Consider the following 16,913-nt stretch of genomic DNA (forward strand, 5'->3'; position numbering starts at 1 on the left):
AAGAAGGGGGTGAAATTATTTTGTGATAATTATGGACAAAGCTTCAGGACGAGTTTTATAATTTAACCTGGAAAAAGTGGGGAATAAATCTGATACCGGGGTGGGGAATAAAGCTGATACTTGACAATAAGTAGTAAGGAGAAATTATGCCCAGTTTCACTATCGAGCATGCCCTGTGGGCACTTCTGTTAGGGGGTCTAAGCGCTGTATCACTGCCAATGGGAGCGATGCTTGGAGTACTCTGGAAACCCAAAGCATGGGTGACAGCAGCCCTGACAGCCTTTGGCGCAGGAGCCCTTCTGGCAGCCTTGAGTGTGGAATTGGTAGCCCCTACTGCACTGGCTGTGATGGGACAGGGAGCGAGTGGTTCCAATGTTGAAGTCCACGGGGGTAGTGCACTGGTTGCCCTGTTTGCCTTGCTGGTCGGGAGTATTGTCGGAGGTATCCTATTTATTGTACTGGATCAACTCCTGAATGCAAAAGGTGGATACCTGCGCAAAACGGCTACTACTATCACTTACCTCAGCCAACGCCGGAAGCGACGAACCGAACGGATGCTACACCGACTGGGCCAAATTGAGTTCTTTCGGAACATCCCACCCGAACATGTGCAGATGTTGGTGGAATATTTGCGACCCGTAACTTTTGAGGCGGGTGAGAGACTATTCAGACAAGGAGATCGGGGAGATCGGATGTACTTTCTTGAGCAAGGCAAAATTACGCTGTTGCTGGACGGTAAAGAGTTTAAAGCCTTAGGCACCGGTGATATCTTAGGCGAGATCGCCCTGCTGACAGGAGCGCCACGGACGGCAGAGGCGGTAGCCCATAGTCACACCGTCGCCTTTGTTCTACTTAAGGAAGACTTCGACAGGATCCGTAAGACATTACCAGAACTCGAGGAAGCAACCACGCGACTGGCAAGTCAGCGTCTCGACGAACTGCGACATCACCAAGAAGTCGCTGCCCATGCCGCCGCTGATTGGGCAGAGAAGGCATCCAACGCTCTGCGCCAGAGCACCTCTCTGCCAACTCCCCATGAGATAAGACTCGCCGCAAGCGAGCACAAAGGTGCCCCGTTAGCGATCTGGTTGGGCAGCTTGCTAGACGGCGCCGCTGAGAGCTTCGTCATCGGTGCTGGTTTTCTGGCGATATTAACCGCTAAGATGGCTCACGGCATGCCGAGTTTCGTGGAGGTTATTCCCTATATGCTTATTGTCGGCGTGTTTCTGTCGAATTTTCCTGAGGCGATGTCGAGCAGTATAGGTATGAAGAATCAGGACTGGAAGGCGCCAAAGATTCTTGCATTGTGGGTATCGTTGATGGTAATGGCAGCCTTAGGCTCGGTTGTGGGCTACTCCGTCGGTGCCGAAGTAGGTCACATTGTTATAGCGGGCATCGAGGGAGTCGCTGCAGGTGCCATGCTGACGATGATCGCACAGACAATGATTCCCGAAGCAGTGCATCTGGGTGGTCCCAACATCGTTGGTTTGAGCACGCTGGCTGGATTCCTCTCGGCGGTAGCCTTCAAGATTCTTGAGTCTTAACGATCAGAGAGTATCTTTGTGATTACCAATAGCAAAAGAGCCGATTTTCTGAGTACTGCTATTAAAGCAGCAAAAGTTGCAGGCAATATCATTCTAAGTAATCTCGGTAAGATTTCGAAAAATGACATTGGTTTAAAGCAAGCATCAGACTTCGTTACACGTATTGATAAGGAATCGGAATATGCTATCATAAGGATAATTAAAGAAAAGTTTCCTGATCACTATTTCCTCGCAGAAGAATCCAGCAGGGATACTGACACAGGTACATACCTGTGGATAATTGATCCACTTGACGGCACCACAAATTATATCCATGGATTCCCAGTCTTTGCTGTTTCTGTGGCACTTCAACATAAAGATGAAATAATCACTGGGGTTATTTTCGATCCCTTGAAGAATGAACTCTTTACTGCTGAGAAAGGGAAAGGGGCATTCTTAAATGGACAACCGATAAAGGTATCTGCTGTCACTGCTTTGCAAAATAGCCTCATTACAACAGGCTTCCCTTTTAGAAAGAAAAATCTAATTGATGAATACTTAAAGCTCTTCAAAAATATCCTCCATAAAGTGAGCGACCTGAGAAGGGCTGGTGCTGCTGCACTTGACCTCGCATATGTTGCCTGCGGAAGATGTGAGGCATTTTTTGAGCTTGGCCTCAGCCCCTGGGATGTGGCAGCAGGAAGCCTCATAATAAAAGAGGCAGGAGGGATCGTTACTGATTTTAGCGGAGGGACTGAGTATTTGTCTACAGGCAATATTGTCGCAGGAAACCCAGTAATTCATAAAGAGATATTGAAGGAAGTAAAGGGTGTATTTTATCCTCTGTCTTTACATCATTAAAGAGGTTTTTGAATATATGATTCAGTACCTCAATCTCAGGCACATGAGAAAGGCAGGTGCGACAATACCACCTGAATTTGAGGGGAAGATAGATGAAGCATTGCTGAAAAAGACTCAGGAATATGAAGCAGACAAAACCCGCTTTGGCTTTGTTTCATCACTATTTGGTAATATTGTCACCATCGTATTTATCTTCGGTGGCCTGCTGAACATATACAATACATGGATAGCATCTTTGAACCTCTCCTTTATTATCTCAGGTTGGTTCTTTTTTATGTTCTTATTTTATGCTGGAGAAATCCTCTCAGTGCCTTTTAATCTCTACAATATCTTTAAGATAGAAAACAAGTATGGATTCAACACCATGACCTTCAGACTATGGATATCAGATTTTATAAAATCGCTTTTAATTTCTACTGTCATAATGTCTCTGATTATATTTGCAGGACTTTGGCTTATTCGATTGGACCCAAATCTCTGGTGGTTATGGGTATGGGGCTTTCTCTTTATTTTCAGCATTTTTATAATGTATATATCTCCTTATGTCGTTGAGCCTCTTTTTAATAAATTCACACCCATCGAAGATGAATCATTAAAAGAGAAAATTTTAAAATTAGTGGAAAAAGCCAATATTCACGCAGGCAGGATATTCCAGATGGATGCATCAAAGAGGAGCAGACATACTAATGCCTATTTCACTGGCGTCGGGAAAACAAAGAGAATAGTGCTTTATGATACCCTACTTGAAGGGATGAATCATAACGAGATACTCTCTGTTCTTGCACATGAGATAGGGCATTGGAAAAAGAAGCATTTATTGAAAGCCCTTGCTGCATTTGGGATGTTTTCACTTATTGTCCTTTATCTCACACACAGACTCATTCAAGGTGATTTTATTTTAACGCTTTTCAATATAAGCACAAACACTATTTTTGCAAAATTTATTATCCTTTCATTCCTTGTTAGTATTCTTTTATTGCCTTTGAAACCATTCGTGAATTTCTTTTTAAGAAGGCATGAAAGGCAGGCTGATAGGGCATCGTATGATCTCACAAAGGATGTAGAGAGCATGGTGAGTGCCTTTATAAAACTCTTAAAAGAAAACCTCTCAAATCTCTATCCACATCCACTCTATGTTACCTTATACTATTCACATCCTCCTATACTGGAGAGGATAAGGTATATCAAGGGATTTCAATAGGATTCTACGAAGGGGAGTTAAGAGGGGTCAGGTTGGGTTATTTCTTTCACCTACAAATATTAACTTTTTAGAAGATCTAAGAAGTAACAATTAAATAAAGGCTGGATTAAGGATTACCAAAACGCTGTCTGAGAGTTCGCACAAAAATAGCGTCTGCTTTTGCAGAAATCATCTCAAGTGGAGAATAGCCTCTCTTCCATGCGAAAAATAAGGTAAGAACGATGACAATTCCGGTAATCACTACATTTTGCCATGCATTGAGTTTCCATTGTCCTTCCCATACTAATTGAAAAGAATTTGAAAAGGGCCACAGGTAGGGGATAGGCCACTGATAATCATCAGGGCCACGAGAACCGGCTATATCTCCCAGCAGGTGGAGATGGAAGCTGATAAATACAAGGAACGTAGTAATCCACCTTCGTTTCGCGAGCATAAAACCTAAAAGTGTTACCAAGAAAGCAAACCCTATGTTATGAGTCAAGACGTGATGAAATTCCCCATACCATCGAAAAGGTTCACTCTTTCCCGCCAATAAATCGGCAACAATCACAAGACTATCTGCATCAGAGATAATACCTGCAACGGTTACAAGTGCCCTATCGCGCTTGTCTAACTTAGCCGTATTTGCAACAAGCCAACCTATAAAGAAATGCGTTACAGGGCTCATTACCTTACCTCAGAATTCACACCGAGTCTCCATCAATAAGCAATTTTTTGTTTTTCATAGTAGGACATCTTTCAGATCTTTCTTTTTAAATCGCCTCTTTAACTGATTTTAAAAGAATTTCATAATCCTTTTCACTTTTCACAAATACACCGAGATTTCCCAATCTGATATTCTTTAATCCAGCTTCTTTTGCTGCCTGATAAGCCTCAAGCATTTGATCTACATCTGGACTGGGAACATCTTTGAGCTTATATTCGCCAAAGAAGGCTAAAATGGTAAATGGAATCTCATTTATTTTTCCTTGCCATTATTTGCTTCAAACCTTCCAGGAATCAAGGTACCGCATTTCGGACATCTACCTTTTTCAACCTTATTCCTGATAATCTCAAAAATATACCTTTCTATCAACAACTCTCCGCATTCGTGGCAATATGTATTTTCCCACCTGTGGCCTGGAACATTGCCAAGATACACATACCATAGCCCTTCCTCTTTTCCGATCATCCGTGCCCTTTCAAGGTCTGAGATAGGTGTTGATGATAGATGACTGAGTTTGTGATGGGGATAAAACCTCGTTACATGCCATGGGGTCTCAGGACCGAGGCTAATTTTTATCCATGATGCAATATCCCGGAGTTCTGTCTTATTATCATTAAATCCTGGAGTAACATTTGTGACGCACTCTACATGCATTCCATATTCCTTCGCCTTTTTAGTTATTTCGAGGATTCCTTCAAACCCTTCTATATGACAGGTTCTAAGATATGTCCTGTCAGAAAATGCTTTTATATCAACCCTGTAAACATCAAGGAATGGTGCAATCGCCTCCAAAGCTTCTCCTGTAATAAATCCATTGGTCACATAATTTGTATAAAGTCCTTGAGCTCTGGCAAGCCTTGCACCATCAAGGGTATATTCGAACCATAGTGCTGGCTCATTGAATGTCCAGGAGATGCCAATACACCCTGTAGACTTTGCCTTTAAGACCAATTCTTCTGGAGGCAGATATTCTGTATACATCGTTCCTACTTTCCAGTGTGATATATCCCAGTTCTGGCAGCCGGGGCATCTGAAGTTACAGCCAACACTGCCAAGAGAAAGCCACCTTGAGCCAGGGTAGAAATGAAAGACAGGTTTTTTCTCGATGGGGTTTATTGATAAAGATGATACTTCTCCATATATCAGGCTATAGAGCATTTCGCCTTTATTCATCCTTGTATGACACCAGCCCTTTTTGCCTTCTGAGATAACACACCTTCTCTGGCAGGTAAGGCATATGACCTTTCCATCAGCAAGCCCTGTGTACAGATACGCCTCTTTTTCCATAAATTAATTTTAAACCTTAATCCGAACAGTTACAAATTTTTAATACAACATAAATTTGTTGCAAGCATATAAAATACCTCATATAATAATCGCCATCTGTTTGAGGATTGTAGCGTGATAATAGGTGTTCCAAAAGAGATAAAGAAAGAGGAATACAGGGTTGGAATTACACCCTTTGGTGTTGAAGAACTCAAAAGGGATGGTCATACAATCCTTATAGAGACTGGCGCTGGTGAAGGTAGTGGCTTTTCTGACGATGAATATTTGAAGGTAGATGCTGATATTGTTGACAGGGAAATTCTATTCAAAAAGGCAGAACTCATCGTCAAGGTAAAGGAGCCTTCCCCCTCTGAGTACGATTTGCTCAGAGAGAGGCAGGCAATCTTCACATACCTCCATCTGGCACCAAACCGTGAACTTACAGAACTACTCCTGAATAAAAAGGTGATTGCTCTCGGATATGAAACCCTCCAGAAAGATGGAACCCTTCCTTTACTTGCTCCGATGAGTGAGATTGCTGGCAGAATGGCACCCATCATGGGTTCATACTACCTTCAGAAGATTAATGGAGGCGAAGGGATTCTCTCTACAGGGGCAGGCGGAGTCAAACCTGCAAAGGCATTGATACTCGGTGCAGGTATTGTTGGCACCAATGCTGCCCGTGTCTGTATCGGGCTTGGAATGGATACTGTTGTAATAAATAGAGGGTCAGAAAGATTGCAGAAGATCGATGAAATATTTCTGGGAAGAGTAAAGACCTTACCCCTTACAGAACATAATATAAAGGAAGAGATAAGGGATGCAGATATTGTAATTGGAGCAGTTCTTGTCCCCGGTGGAAGAACCCCGATACTGATAAGCAGAGAGATGCTTAAGACCATGAAAAAAGGCACTGTAATAATAGATGTATCTGTGGATCAGGGTGGATGTGTGGAGACATCAAGACCCACCACACATGATAATCCTGTTTATGAGGTTGATGGCATAATTCATTATACAGTTGCAAATATGCCCGGTGCATATCCAAGGACATCAACCCTTGCACTGACTAATGCAACACTCACATATATCAAAACTATAGCTAACAAAGGCATCGAAAGAGCAATCAAGGAAGACCCCACCATCAAAAGCGCTCTTAACACTTACAGGGGTGAGGTTGTTCATAAGACACTGGCAGATTCAATGGGTATCGCTTATAAAAATATTGCTGAAATCTTAATGCTCCCCTGAAAGACTTGAAAATGCAAAGCGAGCGAATTCCCCGCAGCTTGCTGCGGGGTAAGCAAGCAAATATAAAATGAAATAATTCCTTACATTTCGAAGATCCCCTGCAGCTTGCTGGAGTCCCCTGCTGCAGGAGAGCTTCGATAAAGAGAATCTGTCATACCGAACTTGTGGGTTAACTTTTTAGAAGGTAATACCTACCTATCCGAGTCACCTCGAAAATTTGCTTGACAAAAGCCTTAATTTATGATTCAATTGAATCAGTTGAAGAATTAATGTTCAGGAGGTAGCTATGGCTAAGAATGCACCTTATGGAGATAATCACAGGCAAGGCGCAGTTAGAGACCGTTCACAAGTTCACAATCCACATAATGAGCGATGGATTAAGAGAGATATAGCCACAGGAAGATTTATTGATCAAAAAGCGGATAAAGAACCGTTTAAAGGGGTGAGGAAAGAAAAGTAAATATCTATCATACTGTTTTGTGCCCAATATTTTGGATACCGACTAAAGGGAGACGATATTTGGGCAAGCTGAATAAGGAGGTGATGCCCATGGTTAAAGGTTTTTCGTTATTGACGTGGCTTATAGGAAAATTTCTTGCCATAAAGTGGTTTGTCATCACAAGCATCGTATTTGAATTAGTCTCTAAAGTGTCGGGCAGAAGACAGTATATAGTATGGCAGGGATGAGAAAAATATTTCTATGAATGACTATTTAGATAAAAATGCTGTTGATGAATTTAGTGATATTTTATCGCATTGGATAGATGTTTATAAATGGCAGAATTGTTCTTATGTAGCTATCAAATCTCCAACAGGCCCCAAATTAGTATTTGGGCGCATCATATTAGAAACAAGCCTTTATAAGGATAGTATTACAGATTTTTATCTTGAAACACAAAGTATTATTGCTCAGCATGAAATATTAAGCGCAGAACCAAATAATATCGATAAACGACTGCTTGAAGCAAAAGAGGGTTTAGCAACATATTCCAAGCATGCGTTCAATTTAAAAAATAAATCAGGAGAGCTGCCAGACTTTACATGTTATCCAATCTATCATCCCGCTATTTCTTATGGCCCAAGACTTCCGAGTCTAATTATTCGAGAAAGAGAAAGACATGCTATTTTGACAATGAATTTACGATTGCTTGATTGGGAACTAAGATCTGCCGACCAGCCGTTTGATAGTATTGAAGATTTACTTGCCTATATGGGTTTCCCTGTGTTGTCGCAGATGGGAGATTTTGCCACATTGGAAATTGTTGCTCGAACTCCCACAAATATTTCTGATAAATCTATAATCAATAACAACAATTCAACAATAATTGTAAATGTATCTCAGGATTTAGATGCGACTAAAATAAAGGTTGGCTGTAAAGTTTTTAACAAAGATGGTATTAAGCGATTTTCTGTAAACGGTGAAAAAATAAGGTGGACTGACAATAAAGATTCTCTAATAGGAGAGTATAATCACACAGTTGAAGATGCTTCTTGGCTTCAAGCTTTTTTAAGCTATGAGGGCTTAGCTTTACATAGTTGGTATGTAAGTGATCCACAGAAGCAAACAAATCCTCGTTACTCGATTCATAATCTGTTTGATGAAAAACACGATATTCTTCAAAAGTTCTTATTGCAAGCTGGATATACTTCGGAGAATTTTGAAGATGGGGTTGCTTTACTACTTAACACGTTAGGTTTTTCTATTTTTCATTACGGTCAAATTCCAAAATTAAAAGATGGTCCGGATATTATTGCATTTACACCCATGGGGAATATTGCAGTTATTGAATGTACTATAGGGCTACTCGATAAAGAAGACAAATTAGCAAAACTAATTCAAAGAACAGTTCTTATTAAGGAAAAACTCAAAAGTGCAGGATTTGGACATTTTTCAATTCAACCAATAATTGTATCAAAACTTCCGAGGACTGAAGTTACTGGGCATCTTGAAGAGGCTGGTAAACATGGTATTGCTGTCGTATGTAAGGAGGAGTTAAACGAACTTCTTAACCGCATTACTTCCTGTCCTGATCCAGAAGGACTTTTCCAAGAAGCATCACGGTTGATACCTAAAAGTGAACAACTTTCATTGCCCGATATAAATAATAGAACATGAAACCTAAAACTACAATAATCATCGGCAACGAAGGATAACTTATGAGAACAGCAGTATCAACTATAATTGAACACAGAACTGATAACTCAACAATTGAACGTGACCGCTTAGAAGCAAAATATTCCAGATATTTTGAAAACCGTCTGGATTACAGACAACTTGTAACCTACGTCCCTAATAAGAAACTGCCTGTATATAACTGGTTTAAATACAAGGAAGGATTTTCGAGACAGCTTGTTTATAGCATCTTAAAAGAATGGAAGATAAGCAAGAAAGATATTGTCTTTGACCCTTTTGCAGGCTGTGGAACCACACTTCTTGCTTGCAAGGAATTCGGATACAAGGCAGTTGGACTCGATATTTTACCAGTAGCAATTTTTGTTGCAAGAGTTAAGCTACAGGACTGGCCTAACCTTAAGGTTTTAGAAAAAGCTATTCAAATACTCATGAAAGAGAAATTTCATAAGCCTAAACTTTCTTTCCCTGAAGCTTCTATTATTGATAAGGCATTTCCGAAACATACACAAGAAGAAATTCTCTTTTATAAGGAACGTATTCTTCAATTTAAAAAGCCAGTTCAGGACTTTTTAATGCTCGGCCTCCTCAGTATTCTTGAAAATGTAAGCTATACGTCTAAAGACGGTCAGTTTCTTAGAATAGTTGATAAGCACATCCCTTCTGTGAAAGAAGCTCTCGGAAGACAACTTACAAATATGATTGAAGACCTACGCATACAACAGAGTGCACTCTTTAAAGATGGAAATGCAAAGGTTGAAATTATAGAAGGAGATGCAAGGGAACCTGATCTTCCAAAAAAATATTGGGGGAAGATAGGAGCAGTTATTACATCTCCACCTTATTTGAATAGATATGACTATTCCAGAACCTATGCGCTTGAACTCTGCACTTTAAATTCGAGTAACCTCAGCGAAATCAGACATAGTTTATTAAGGTCTCATATTGAGTCAAAAATACATAATGGCAAAGAGCTTTCCATTTCAGCTATAGATGAAATATTAAAAAATCTCAATGAAAAAGATTTGAATAATGATAGAATTCCAATAATGATAAAAGGATATTTTGAGGATATGAACCTTGTTATAAAACAACTCTCACGTTATCTCAAACCAGGAGGCATTGTAGCCCTCGTTGTAGCAAATGCACGATTCGAAGGAGAAATGGTTCCTACAGATTTGATTCTATCTGAACTTGCCGAATTGAACGGTCTCAAAACTGAAAGAATATGGATAACACGCTATAAAGGCAATAGTTCACAGCAGATGGCCCGTTACGGGAAGCTTCCTGTGAGAGAAACCATAGTTTTCTGGAGGAAGTCTCTATGAAAAGAATAGAATCGAGTCTCAATGAAGCACTTATAAAGTCATACGTTGCAAGAGCAAAGCTTTTTTATTCAGTTTTGAAAAGTAAAGATATCGAGAAACTATTTGCACAAGTTGAAAAATGTTCAATAAAGGGCATTCCGTGGGATATCGAAAAATTAGGTATTTCTAAAGAGGCGTTCATCGTTACTAAAAAGGCTTCCATCCCGCCTCATATGATTTTTTGCCATCCAGAGATTTTAAATAAATGTCCAAATCTTGTTGAATATTATAGAAGTTTAACTGCCTTATCACAGAAAGGCCTCAGTCAAATTCTATCTGGCAAATTACCAAAAGCTCGCAAAGGAGATAATAAAGAACGTTTTCGATTAATTTCTGCGACTTTAAACAAAGTTATTTCAAGTGTCATTATTGATACCGAAGGTTTCTCTTTCTCCCTTGCAAAGGATGCATTAATCGCAGAAATAGGCTCAGAGATACAAGGCACTTGGGTAAATATTATTGGGCAGGGAGCAGCAAAGGCTGTTGAAGAAATAATACAAGAATATGCTCAAGAGAAGGAGTTCATTTCATCAACTGAGAAAAAAGATATAACCATAAAGGGTAAAAAACAGAAACAAATACATCTTATTTTGAAGAATAATTGGCGCATTATTTTCTCAAGCGAACCCGACATTGCAATCAGAGATAATAAGGATAAGTTAAAGGTCGCTATCGAAATCAAAGGCAGTATGGATAAAGCTGGCGCACAGACACGCTTAGGCGAGGCCAAGAAATCATTTGCAAAAGGCAAATCTGAAAATGCGCATTGCTTAACTATTTATTTAGCAAGTTGCTTTACCGAAGCTGTTTTATCCCAATTAAAAACAGATCGAGAAATTGATACGTATTTCAATTTGATTGACATCATTGCCGATGAAAAGAAAAAACAAGAGTTTTTAGAAGAATTGTTTCATTATCAGATAAGGATAGAGTGAGTCAAGATTTATGGAGGTTAGGCGATGAAAAGTAAAAAACTTATTAAGAAGAAAAAGAAAGAAATGACAGAAACGAATGTGCGTATTAAGTACTTCGCAATTGTTACCAACAGGCCCGAAGAATTTATCGAGAAGCTCGAAAAACTATGCAGTGATTTCGCTGTTGAGAATGACTATTTTAAAAATTTCAGTTTTGAAGGATAACTTAAAATTATGAGATCTAACACCACCATAATCATCGGCGATAGTCGGAGGATGAAGGAGATAAAGGATGAATCTGTTCACCTCATCATCACATCTCCCCCTTACTGGCAATTAAAGGACTATGGAAATGGGAGCCAGATAGGGTTTAATGACAGTTATGAGGACTATATTAACAATCTCAATCTTGTCTGGACTGAATGCTACAGAGTCCTACACAAAGGCTGTCGTTTGTGCGTGAATATTGGCGATCAGTTTGCACGGTCCGTGTATTATGGCCGATATAAGATCATTCCTATAAGAGAAGAAATAATTAAGTTTTGCGAGACTATTGGGTTTGATTACATGGGAGCTATTATCTGGCAGAAGGTTACCACATGCAATACGACAGGTGGAGCCACAATTATGGGTTCTTTCCCTTATCCCCGGAATGGTATCATTAAGCTCGACTATGAATTCATTTTAATTTTCAAGAAGCTCGGTGATCCTCCGAAGGTCAGCAGAGAAGTAAAAGAAAAATCAAAGCTCACTATTGAGGAATGGAACGAATATTTCTCCGGGCACTGGAATTTCCCTGGGGAAAAGCAAGACAAACACCTTGCTATGTTTCCAGAAGAATTGCCAAGGAGATTGATAAAAATGTTCAGTTTTGTCGGAGATACAGTTCTTGACCCATTCCTTGGAAGCGGTACAACCTGTCTTGCTGCAAAGAATCTCGGTAGAGACTCCATCGGATATGAGATTAGTAAAGATTTTTTGCCAATAATAAAGACAAAATTAAAGAACTCTGATATAGAAATAATTCACCAAGAAAAACTTAAAATAAATTTTAAGGATGAGACCAAAAAACTTCCCTATGTCTTTAAAGACCCTGTCAGGTTCGATAAAAAAATCGATCCCAAAAAATTAAGATTCGGCTCAAAGATAGATAATAATTCAGCCCATCATAGAGAAACATACTATTCAGTTAAAGAAATAATAAGTCCTGAGATATTGGTTCTGGATAATGATTTGAAAGTCAGATTGCTCGGAATTAAAGGAAAAAAAGAGATAAATGGACAGGTGCTTCAATTTCTAAAGGTGAAGGTAAAGGGACAGAAGGTATTTCTTAAATTCGATACCATAAAATATGACGACGAGGGTAATCTATTATGCTATCTTTACCTTAAAAATAAAACCTTTATAAATGCACATCTTATTAAAAATAAACTGGCCCAGGTAGATTCTTCTCTGAACTTTAAATACAAAAATAAATTTCTTTCCATGCAAAAATAAAAAGAGGAAAGTCTTTAGGTGAAGATAAAGCTTACAAATGAAGAAATCAGAAAATCCTTAGAGATTCCATCGACTTCATTTCCAAAATATGTCTCACAGATAATCAATCTCGCTAACCAGAATGCACAGGGGACAAGACCAAGAGTTGTTGGTCAACTTACTGATTTAATACAAAAGTTTTCTGGCAGAACCCTGGATGAATGGGAACAGTGGTATTTGCAAAGGTATCCTAATGCTATAAAGACCGCTAATGAAAAAATTCTGGGAATGGTTGAGAACCTCAAAGAGACGACACAAAAAATTAATTACGATATGGTCAATGAATGGGTAAGGGACCTTGTTATTGTACAAACATTTATTGGACTTCAATTTCAAGAGGCAATTATAAAGAAAGGTGCTGAGATTAAAGGTGTTGATTATAGGCTGGCAGAAAAAACTGATGAATCAAAAGGAATTGATGGATATATTGGAAACATTCCTGTCTCAATAAAGCCAGAGACTTACAAGATTAAAAAGTCTTTAAGAGAAGACATAACTGTTAAGCTTATTTATTACAAAAAGATTAAGAATGGTATTGAAGTGGATTATAGCGAGATCATTGATTAACTATATATTGGAGGATTGCTATGTGTGAGAAAAATGTAATAATCCCTAACGGCAAAAAGCTTTATCTCGCAACCTTTGAGTTCATCAGCGGTGAATATGGACAAATCTTTGAAAAGGTATTTTATGCAAAGGACGAAGAAAATTTAAAAGATAAGATTCATAGATACTTTATTGACTATGATGGCATTAGAAATACTTCGGAGATAGATGGAAATGTTTATTATTATTGGCATGGTGAAATTGCGGTTAAACAGGATGGCTGGGAGAAAATCACGAGCTTTAAGCAACTTGTTAATAAACTTATTTGATGATTAAAAGATTAGTCTCGTTCAACATGATGGAGAATAAACGATGAGTAAGAAAATCTGTTACTAAAAATTCTGATATCATTACTTACCAACTACCTCAGCCATAGACGAAAAGGTTGACTCTTTTCGGGGTAACACTACGGATAATGGAGCAAAAACAGCTGGTTTGGAATCAACAAAGGAAGGGTAGAGTTGTCAATCTAACTTTTCTATAAAAGCCCTGGTAGCTTTTATGGCATCTTTAACTATATTAACATCATATAGCAATCCTCGATAATATCCTGCTATATGGAGTAAATCATAAAGTTTTTCAAACTCTCTCAAGAGTTTTCCATCATGAACAGCTATATACTTCTGCAATGCCCTTCTATAAGCATCTACAGACTTTGGAAGTTCTTTCTTGGTTAAACCTTTCTTTATAAGAGCCTCATTAATAGCTTCCAAGACAGCAAGATAGGCGGTTCCAAATGCCTCCCTGACAGGCTTGACATTCGTATAAGTGTCATCCTCTATAGGAACAGACTTAAGTATCTCTCTCGCATTTTGTAAGTATCTTAATGATTCTTTCATTCGTGTATACTGCTCATTTTTATCTGTTTTAATTTTAAATTATAAATATGACACTATATAACTGTCAAATAATATCCGTTGGGCTTCCGTCTGCCTTTTCCCAACTGCAGGAGAAGAAACCTTTTGAACTCAACTCGCTCAAAAGTATAAAGCATGTCTTTATATAAAGGGCATGGTCATCAACCTGCAGGAGAGTCTTTTTCAATATATCGAACCTCATTTTATTGAGGGTTATTATTAATACCACCCCTCTAATTGCTTGTACCCTGTTGATAACATCCCTGATTACCTCAGAGCCAATATCAACAACAACAAAGTATTTCCTCTCTGTATTTGAATCCTTTATCCTGATATAAAGATCAGGGGAGATACCATCTCCATTTTCTGTGTTAGATAAAAACCATCTGCTATCCCTTATCAGATATTTCATCTGTCGTTTCATCATATCACTCTTGACAACCCTGACAACCTCTGTAATGATGAGTTCTTTAAACATATCTTCCTGAGACACAATAGACATACGGATATTCTCAGCCGCATAGTTACAGTATACAGTGAGATATTCCACAGAGAGCCTTGTCAGATAGTAGAGAATACCAGAAGTGATGCGTGTGCGATTATATCTCTGTTTATACAGAAAACCTGCATTTACAAGTTTACTGAGTCTTTTCCTCAGATTTTCCTTATGTAAAAACTCATTTCTGTTTTTCTTCCAGTGGTATCGGTATAACTGTTCCAATGTTGCAGGTCCTGCTGACAGGGTTTTGAATATATCTATATCCCTGTCTGTAATGCTTACATAACCCTTCATAATATCAATCCCGACATCCCGTCATCTTCGTAAGCAGACAAATCATACGGATCAAAGGTAGGTTTTTTCGATATACCTCTTTCATCGATGTTCTTTTCGATGTGTTGGTAAATACCTATATCATCAATCCTGTCGCCTTTAACCATCTTGGTGTCACTATGGGTCTTTAAATATCCATTCCGTGATAATACGGGTACCTTCAGCGGTGAAGTATCTATTCCCCATCTTTTCTTGTATTCATCAATATTCTGTGGCAGGGGCTTTATGAGACCTTTTATTAACCGTGACTCATAATATCTCTCCAGATCAAGAATGAACGGCCTTGTATCAGGTGTAAAGCATATCGCCTTTTTCTTAGCCATATTTCTTATGCTGTCATCACTCATAAGGACATCAGGCTCCCATGCTATCTGTTTCTTATTGAGCCATGGTATTATCGGTTCGGTAAAATACCTTGTCATTAATGTCCTCTGTTTTCCAAGCATCTCAGAAACATACTTTGAGGTCTTAAGGTTTATCCCGCTGAGGTATATCTGTGTCCTTAGATTCGTCATAATAGCACCAAATCTATCCCCGTAGTTCTCAAAGAAGTCTATATTTGTGGTACTGAGGATGCACTGCGTATTTGTATCCCTCGCTATGGATATATACTCAGGCATATCAACAATATTCAAATTTTCAAATTCATCGAGATAAAGCGCAAGGTCATTTGATCTAAAAAATATCTCACCTTTTGATGCCCTTTGCCTCTGGATGCGTTTCTCCTCAAATGCCCTTCGCATAACGAGTCTCGTCATAAGGGATGCTATCTGCATACCAACCTCTTTTTTGTCAACTGGAACACCTATGATCAAAAGTGCTGGTTCTTCTTCCCTGAAGAGAATCTCCAGAGTAAAATCGGATCTGGAGAAGGCAGCCTGAACCTGTGGTTCTTTAAATATAGAGAGTTTCTTGCGAACAGATGAGAGTATATCCATCTGCGACTCATTAGTCCTCTTCATCCAGTCATCAAATCCAGTTATTATCTCAAGATTCCTGCAACACTGGATAAATTGATTCAGCACCTTGTGGGACCTTATCAACTGATATGCGATAGAGAGACTGCATTCGCTGTCTTTAAACTCCTCCCTGATTAGTTTGAGCAGAGATTCGAGAAAATCGTGTGACCTTCCCTCAAAGAATTCATCTCTCTTTTGCACCCTCCTTTGATCCCCAAGAAAGGCATTTACGATTGTCTGTATCTCATCGTCTGTTGCCTCTAAAAGTGGATTGAATCCCCAGCAGTCAGGATGCCATGGATCAAAAAGGATAACCTTCTTGCCATTCTCCATCCATGCACCTGCAACTTTATTGTATAGTTCGGGAGATTTTGCATCTATAACAACTGCACTTATATTCCCATAAGCGTCATACAGGAGCTGAGGAATTATAAGTGATGAAGTCTTTCCAATACCTGTGGGTCCAACTATCAGTGTGTGCATAAATCTCTGTTCACGGGGAAGTGATATCCTTCTGCCTCTATATCTACCGAGATGGTAAAAATTTTCCTTGTCACCTAAAAACCTTCTTAATCTTTCATACCTCTTGGAACATATGGAGATAGAACCGTATATAAAGACGCCTATAACACTGAATCCTGCTGCAACATTCATCATGCCTGCTCTGCCATAGAAATATGCAAGAATGACAATCATAAAGGAAACCATTGCTGAAAACGAAACACGTCTCACAAGAGGGGTAACGGTTCCATAGAACCTTAAGATCTCCCTCCGTGTCGCCCATCTGCCAGTGTCTATGTTGGACTTTGTTTTTCTTGCAGTTGTATAGAGTTTATATACAGTGTAAGAGATAAGGATAAACATTATCGCCAGGATAACGGAAATATTCTTTGTCTCAAACAT

19 protein-coding genes are annotated in these 16,913 nt (G+C 39.1%); 13 read left to right on the top strand and 6 right to left on the bottom strand.

Going from position 1 to position 16,913, the window contains the following annotated elements:
• Positions 1–146 precede the first annotated feature (146 nt).
• The 3 genes from AB1488_06425 to AB1488_06435 are packed head-to-tail and all read left to right on the top strand — an operon-like array spanning position 147 to position 3,585.
• Positions 147–1,544, top strand: coding sequence for a cyclic nucleotide-binding domain-containing protein (locus AB1488_06425; GenBank protein MEW6409732.1), 1,398 nt, complete (start codon positions 147–149; stop codon positions 1,542–1,544).
• 18 nt (positions 1,545–1,562) lie between these two features.
• Positions 1,563–2,384 carry an inositol monophosphatase family protein gene (locus AB1488_06430; GenBank protein MEW6409733.1) on the top strand — a complete coding sequence of 274 codons (822 nt, stop codon included), beginning with the start codon at positions 1,563–1,565 and terminating at the stop codon, positions 2,382–2,384.
• A gap of 16 nt (positions 2,385–2,400) precedes the next feature.
• Complete coding sequence (locus AB1488_06435; GenBank protein MEW6409734.1) at positions 2,401–3,585, top strand: M48 family metallopeptidase; 1,185 nt, start codon at positions 2,401–2,403, stop codon at positions 3,583–3,585.
• A 106-nt stretch (positions 3,586–3,691) separates the two neighbouring features.
• Here the strand turns inward: AB1488_06435 and AB1488_06440 are convergent, their stop codons facing one another.
• The 3 genes from AB1488_06440 to amrS form a co-directional block, all read right to left on the bottom strand.
• The gene (locus tag AB1488_06440; GenBank protein MEW6409735.1) at positions 3,692–4,252 is read right to left on the bottom strand and encodes a metal-dependent hydrolase; all 561 of its coding nucleotides are present in this window, start codon (positions 4,250–4,252) and stop codon (positions 3,692–3,694) included.
• Positions 4,253–4,337: 85 nt separating this feature from the next.
• Positions 4,338–4,466 (bottom strand): hypothetical protein, encoded by a 129-nt coding sequence (locus AB1488_06445; GenBank protein ID MEW6409736.1) that lies wholly within the window; start codon positions 4,464–4,466, stop codon positions 4,338–4,340.
• Between the two features lie 77 nt (positions 4,467–4,543).
• The gene (gene amrS / locus AB1488_06450) at positions 4,544–5,578 is read right to left on the bottom strand and encodes an AmmeMemoRadiSam system radical SAM enzyme (GenBank protein MEW6409737.1); all 1,035 of its coding nucleotides are present in this window, start codon (positions 5,576–5,578) and stop codon (positions 4,544–4,546) included.
• A gap of 114 nt (positions 5,579–5,692) precedes the next feature.
• On the opposite strand from amrS, the gene ald reads away from it, so the two are divergent.
• The 10 genes from ald (at position 5,693) to AB1488_06500 (ending at position 13,631) form a co-directional block, all read left to right on the top strand.
• Positions 5,693–6,808 (top strand): alanine dehydrogenase, encoded by a 1,116-nt coding sequence (ald, locus tag AB1488_06455; protein MEW6409738.1) that lies wholly within the window; start codon positions 5,693–5,695, stop codon positions 6,806–6,808.
• 286 nt (positions 6,809–7,094) lie between these two features.
• Positions 7,095–7,268, top strand: a complete 174-nt coding sequence (locus AB1488_06460; GenBank protein ID MEW6409739.1) for a hypothetical protein — start codon at positions 7,095–7,097, stop codon at positions 7,266–7,268.
• 89 nt (positions 7,269–7,357) lie between these two features.
• On the top strand, positions 7,358–7,495 hold the full coding sequence (locus tag AB1488_06465; GenBank protein MEW6409740.1) for a hypothetical protein: 138 nt from the start codon (positions 7,358–7,360) through the stop codon (positions 7,493–7,495).
• A gap of 13 nt (positions 7,496–7,508) precedes the next feature.
• The gene (locus AB1488_06470; protein ID MEW6409741.1) at positions 7,509–8,924 is read left to right on the top strand and encodes a hypothetical protein; all 1,416 of its coding nucleotides are present in this window, start codon (positions 7,509–7,511) and stop codon (positions 8,922–8,924) included.
• 41 nt (positions 8,925–8,965) lie between these two features.
• Positions 8,966–10,267, top strand: coding sequence for a DNA methyltransferase (locus AB1488_06475; protein MEW6409742.1), 1,302 nt, complete (start codon positions 8,966–8,968; stop codon positions 10,265–10,267).
• On the top strand, positions 10,264–11,241 hold the full coding sequence (locus AB1488_06480; GenBank protein MEW6409743.1) for an XcyI family restriction endonuclease: 978 nt from the start codon (positions 10,264–10,266) through the stop codon (positions 11,239–11,241). The genes AB1488_06475 and AB1488_06480 overlap by 4 nt, the downstream gene beginning before the upstream one ends.
• A 24-nt stretch (positions 11,242–11,265) precedes the next feature.
• Positions 11,266–11,445: a hypothetical protein gene (locus tag AB1488_06485; GenBank protein ID MEW6409744.1), complete on the top strand. Its 180-nt coding sequence runs from the start codon at positions 11,266–11,268 to the stop codon at positions 11,443–11,445.
• 9 nt (positions 11,446–11,454) lie between these two features.
• Positions 11,455–12,717: a DNA methyltransferase gene (locus tag AB1488_06490; protein MEW6409745.1), complete on the top strand. Its 1,263-nt coding sequence runs from the start codon at positions 11,455–11,457 to the stop codon at positions 12,715–12,717.
• Between the two features lie 18 nt (positions 12,718–12,735).
• Positions 12,736–13,323, top strand: coding sequence for an MjaI family restriction endonuclease (locus AB1488_06495; protein MEW6409746.1), 588 nt, complete (start codon positions 12,736–12,738; stop codon positions 13,321–13,323).
• Between the two features lie 20 nt (positions 13,324–13,343).
• The gene (locus tag AB1488_06500; GenBank protein MEW6409747.1) at positions 13,344–13,631 is read left to right on the top strand and encodes a hypothetical protein; all 288 of its coding nucleotides are present in this window, start codon (positions 13,344–13,346) and stop codon (positions 13,629–13,631) included.
• A gap of 195 nt (positions 13,632–13,826) precedes the next feature.
• Here the strand turns inward: AB1488_06500 and AB1488_06505 are convergent, their stop codons facing one another.
• The 3 genes from AB1488_06505 to AB1488_06515 form a co-directional block, all read right to left on the bottom strand.
• Positions 13,827–14,201, bottom strand: a complete 375-nt coding sequence (locus AB1488_06505) for a DUF5618 family protein (protein ID MEW6409748.1) — start codon at positions 14,199–14,201, stop codon at positions 13,827–13,829.
• A gap of 64 nt (positions 14,202–14,265) precedes the next feature.
• Complete coding sequence (locus AB1488_06510; GenBank protein ID MEW6409749.1) at positions 14,266–15,012, bottom strand: hypothetical protein; 747 nt, start codon at positions 15,010–15,012, stop codon at positions 14,266–14,268.
• The gene (locus tag AB1488_06515; protein MEW6409750.1) at positions 15,009–16,913 is read right to left on the bottom strand and encodes a type IV secretory system conjugative DNA transfer family protein; all 1,905 of its coding nucleotides are present in this window, start codon (positions 16,911–16,913) and stop codon (positions 15,009–15,011) included. The genes AB1488_06510 and AB1488_06515 overlap by 4 nt, the downstream gene beginning before the upstream one ends.

Source organism: Nitrospirota bacterium (genome assembly GCA_040756155.1).
Taxonomy (GTDB): Bacteria; Nitrospirota; Thermodesulfovibrionia; order JACRGW01; family JBFLZU01; genus JBFLZU01.

Excerpts from the sequence above, each read along its gene's own strand:
- AB1488_06435 (MEW6409734.1), top strand. The coding sequence starts at position 2,401 with ATGATTCAGTACCTCAATCTCAGGCACATGAGAAAGGCAGGTGCGACA.
- AB1488_06445 (MEW6409736.1), bottom strand. The coding sequence starts at position 4,466 with ATGCTTGAGGCTTATCAGGCAGCAAAAGAAGCTGGATTAAAGAATATC.
- AB1488_06470 (MEW6409741.1), top strand. The coding sequence starts at position 7,509 with ATGAATGACTATTTAGATAAAAATGCTGTTGATGAATTTAGTGATATT.
- AB1488_06490 (MEW6409745.1), top strand. The coding sequence starts at position 11,455 with ATGAGATCTAACACCACCATAATCATCGGCGATAGTCGGAGGATGAAG.
- AB1488_06460 (MEW6409739.1), top strand. The coding sequence starts at position 7,095 with ATGGCTAAGAATGCACCTTATGGAGATAATCACAGGCAAGGCGCAGTT.
- AB1488_06505 (MEW6409748.1), bottom strand. The coding sequence starts at position 14,201 with ATGAAAGAATCATTAAGATACTTACAAAATGCGAGAGAGATACTTAAG.
- AB1488_06485 (MEW6409744.1), top strand. The coding sequence starts at position 11,266 with ATGAAAAGTAAAAAACTTATTAAGAAGAAAAAGAAAGAAATGACAGAA.
- AB1488_06515 (MEW6409750.1), bottom strand. The coding sequence starts at position 16,913 with ATGTTTGAGACAAAGAATATTTCCGTTATCCTGGCGATAATGTTTATC.
- AB1488_06475 (MEW6409742.1), top strand. The coding sequence starts at position 8,966 with ATGAGAACAGCAGTATCAACTATAATTGAACACAGAACTGATAACTCA.
- AB1488_06465 (MEW6409740.1), top strand. The coding sequence starts at position 7,358 with ATGGTTAAAGGTTTTTCGTTATTGACGTGGCTTATAGGAAAATTTCTT.
- AB1488_06480 (MEW6409743.1), top strand. The coding sequence starts at position 10,264 with ATGAAAAGAATAGAATCGAGTCTCAATGAAGCACTTATAAAGTCATAC.
- amrS (MEW6409737.1), bottom strand. The coding sequence starts at position 5,578 with ATGGAAAAAGAGGCGTATCTGTACACAGGGCTTGCTGATGGAAAGGTC.
- AB1488_06510 (MEW6409749.1), bottom strand. The coding sequence starts at position 15,012 with ATGAAGGGTTATGTAAGCATTACAGACAGGGATATAGATATATTCAAA.
- AB1488_06500 (MEW6409747.1), top strand. The coding sequence starts at position 13,344 with ATGTGTGAGAAAAATGTAATAATCCCTAACGGCAAAAAGCTTTATCTC.
- AB1488_06440 (MEW6409735.1), bottom strand. The coding sequence starts at position 4,252 with ATGAGCCCTGTAACGCATTTCTTTATAGGTTGGCTTGTTGCAAATACG.
- AB1488_06425 (MEW6409732.1), top strand. The coding sequence starts at position 147 with ATGCCCAGTTTCACTATCGAGCATGCCCTGTGGGCACTTCTGTTAGGG.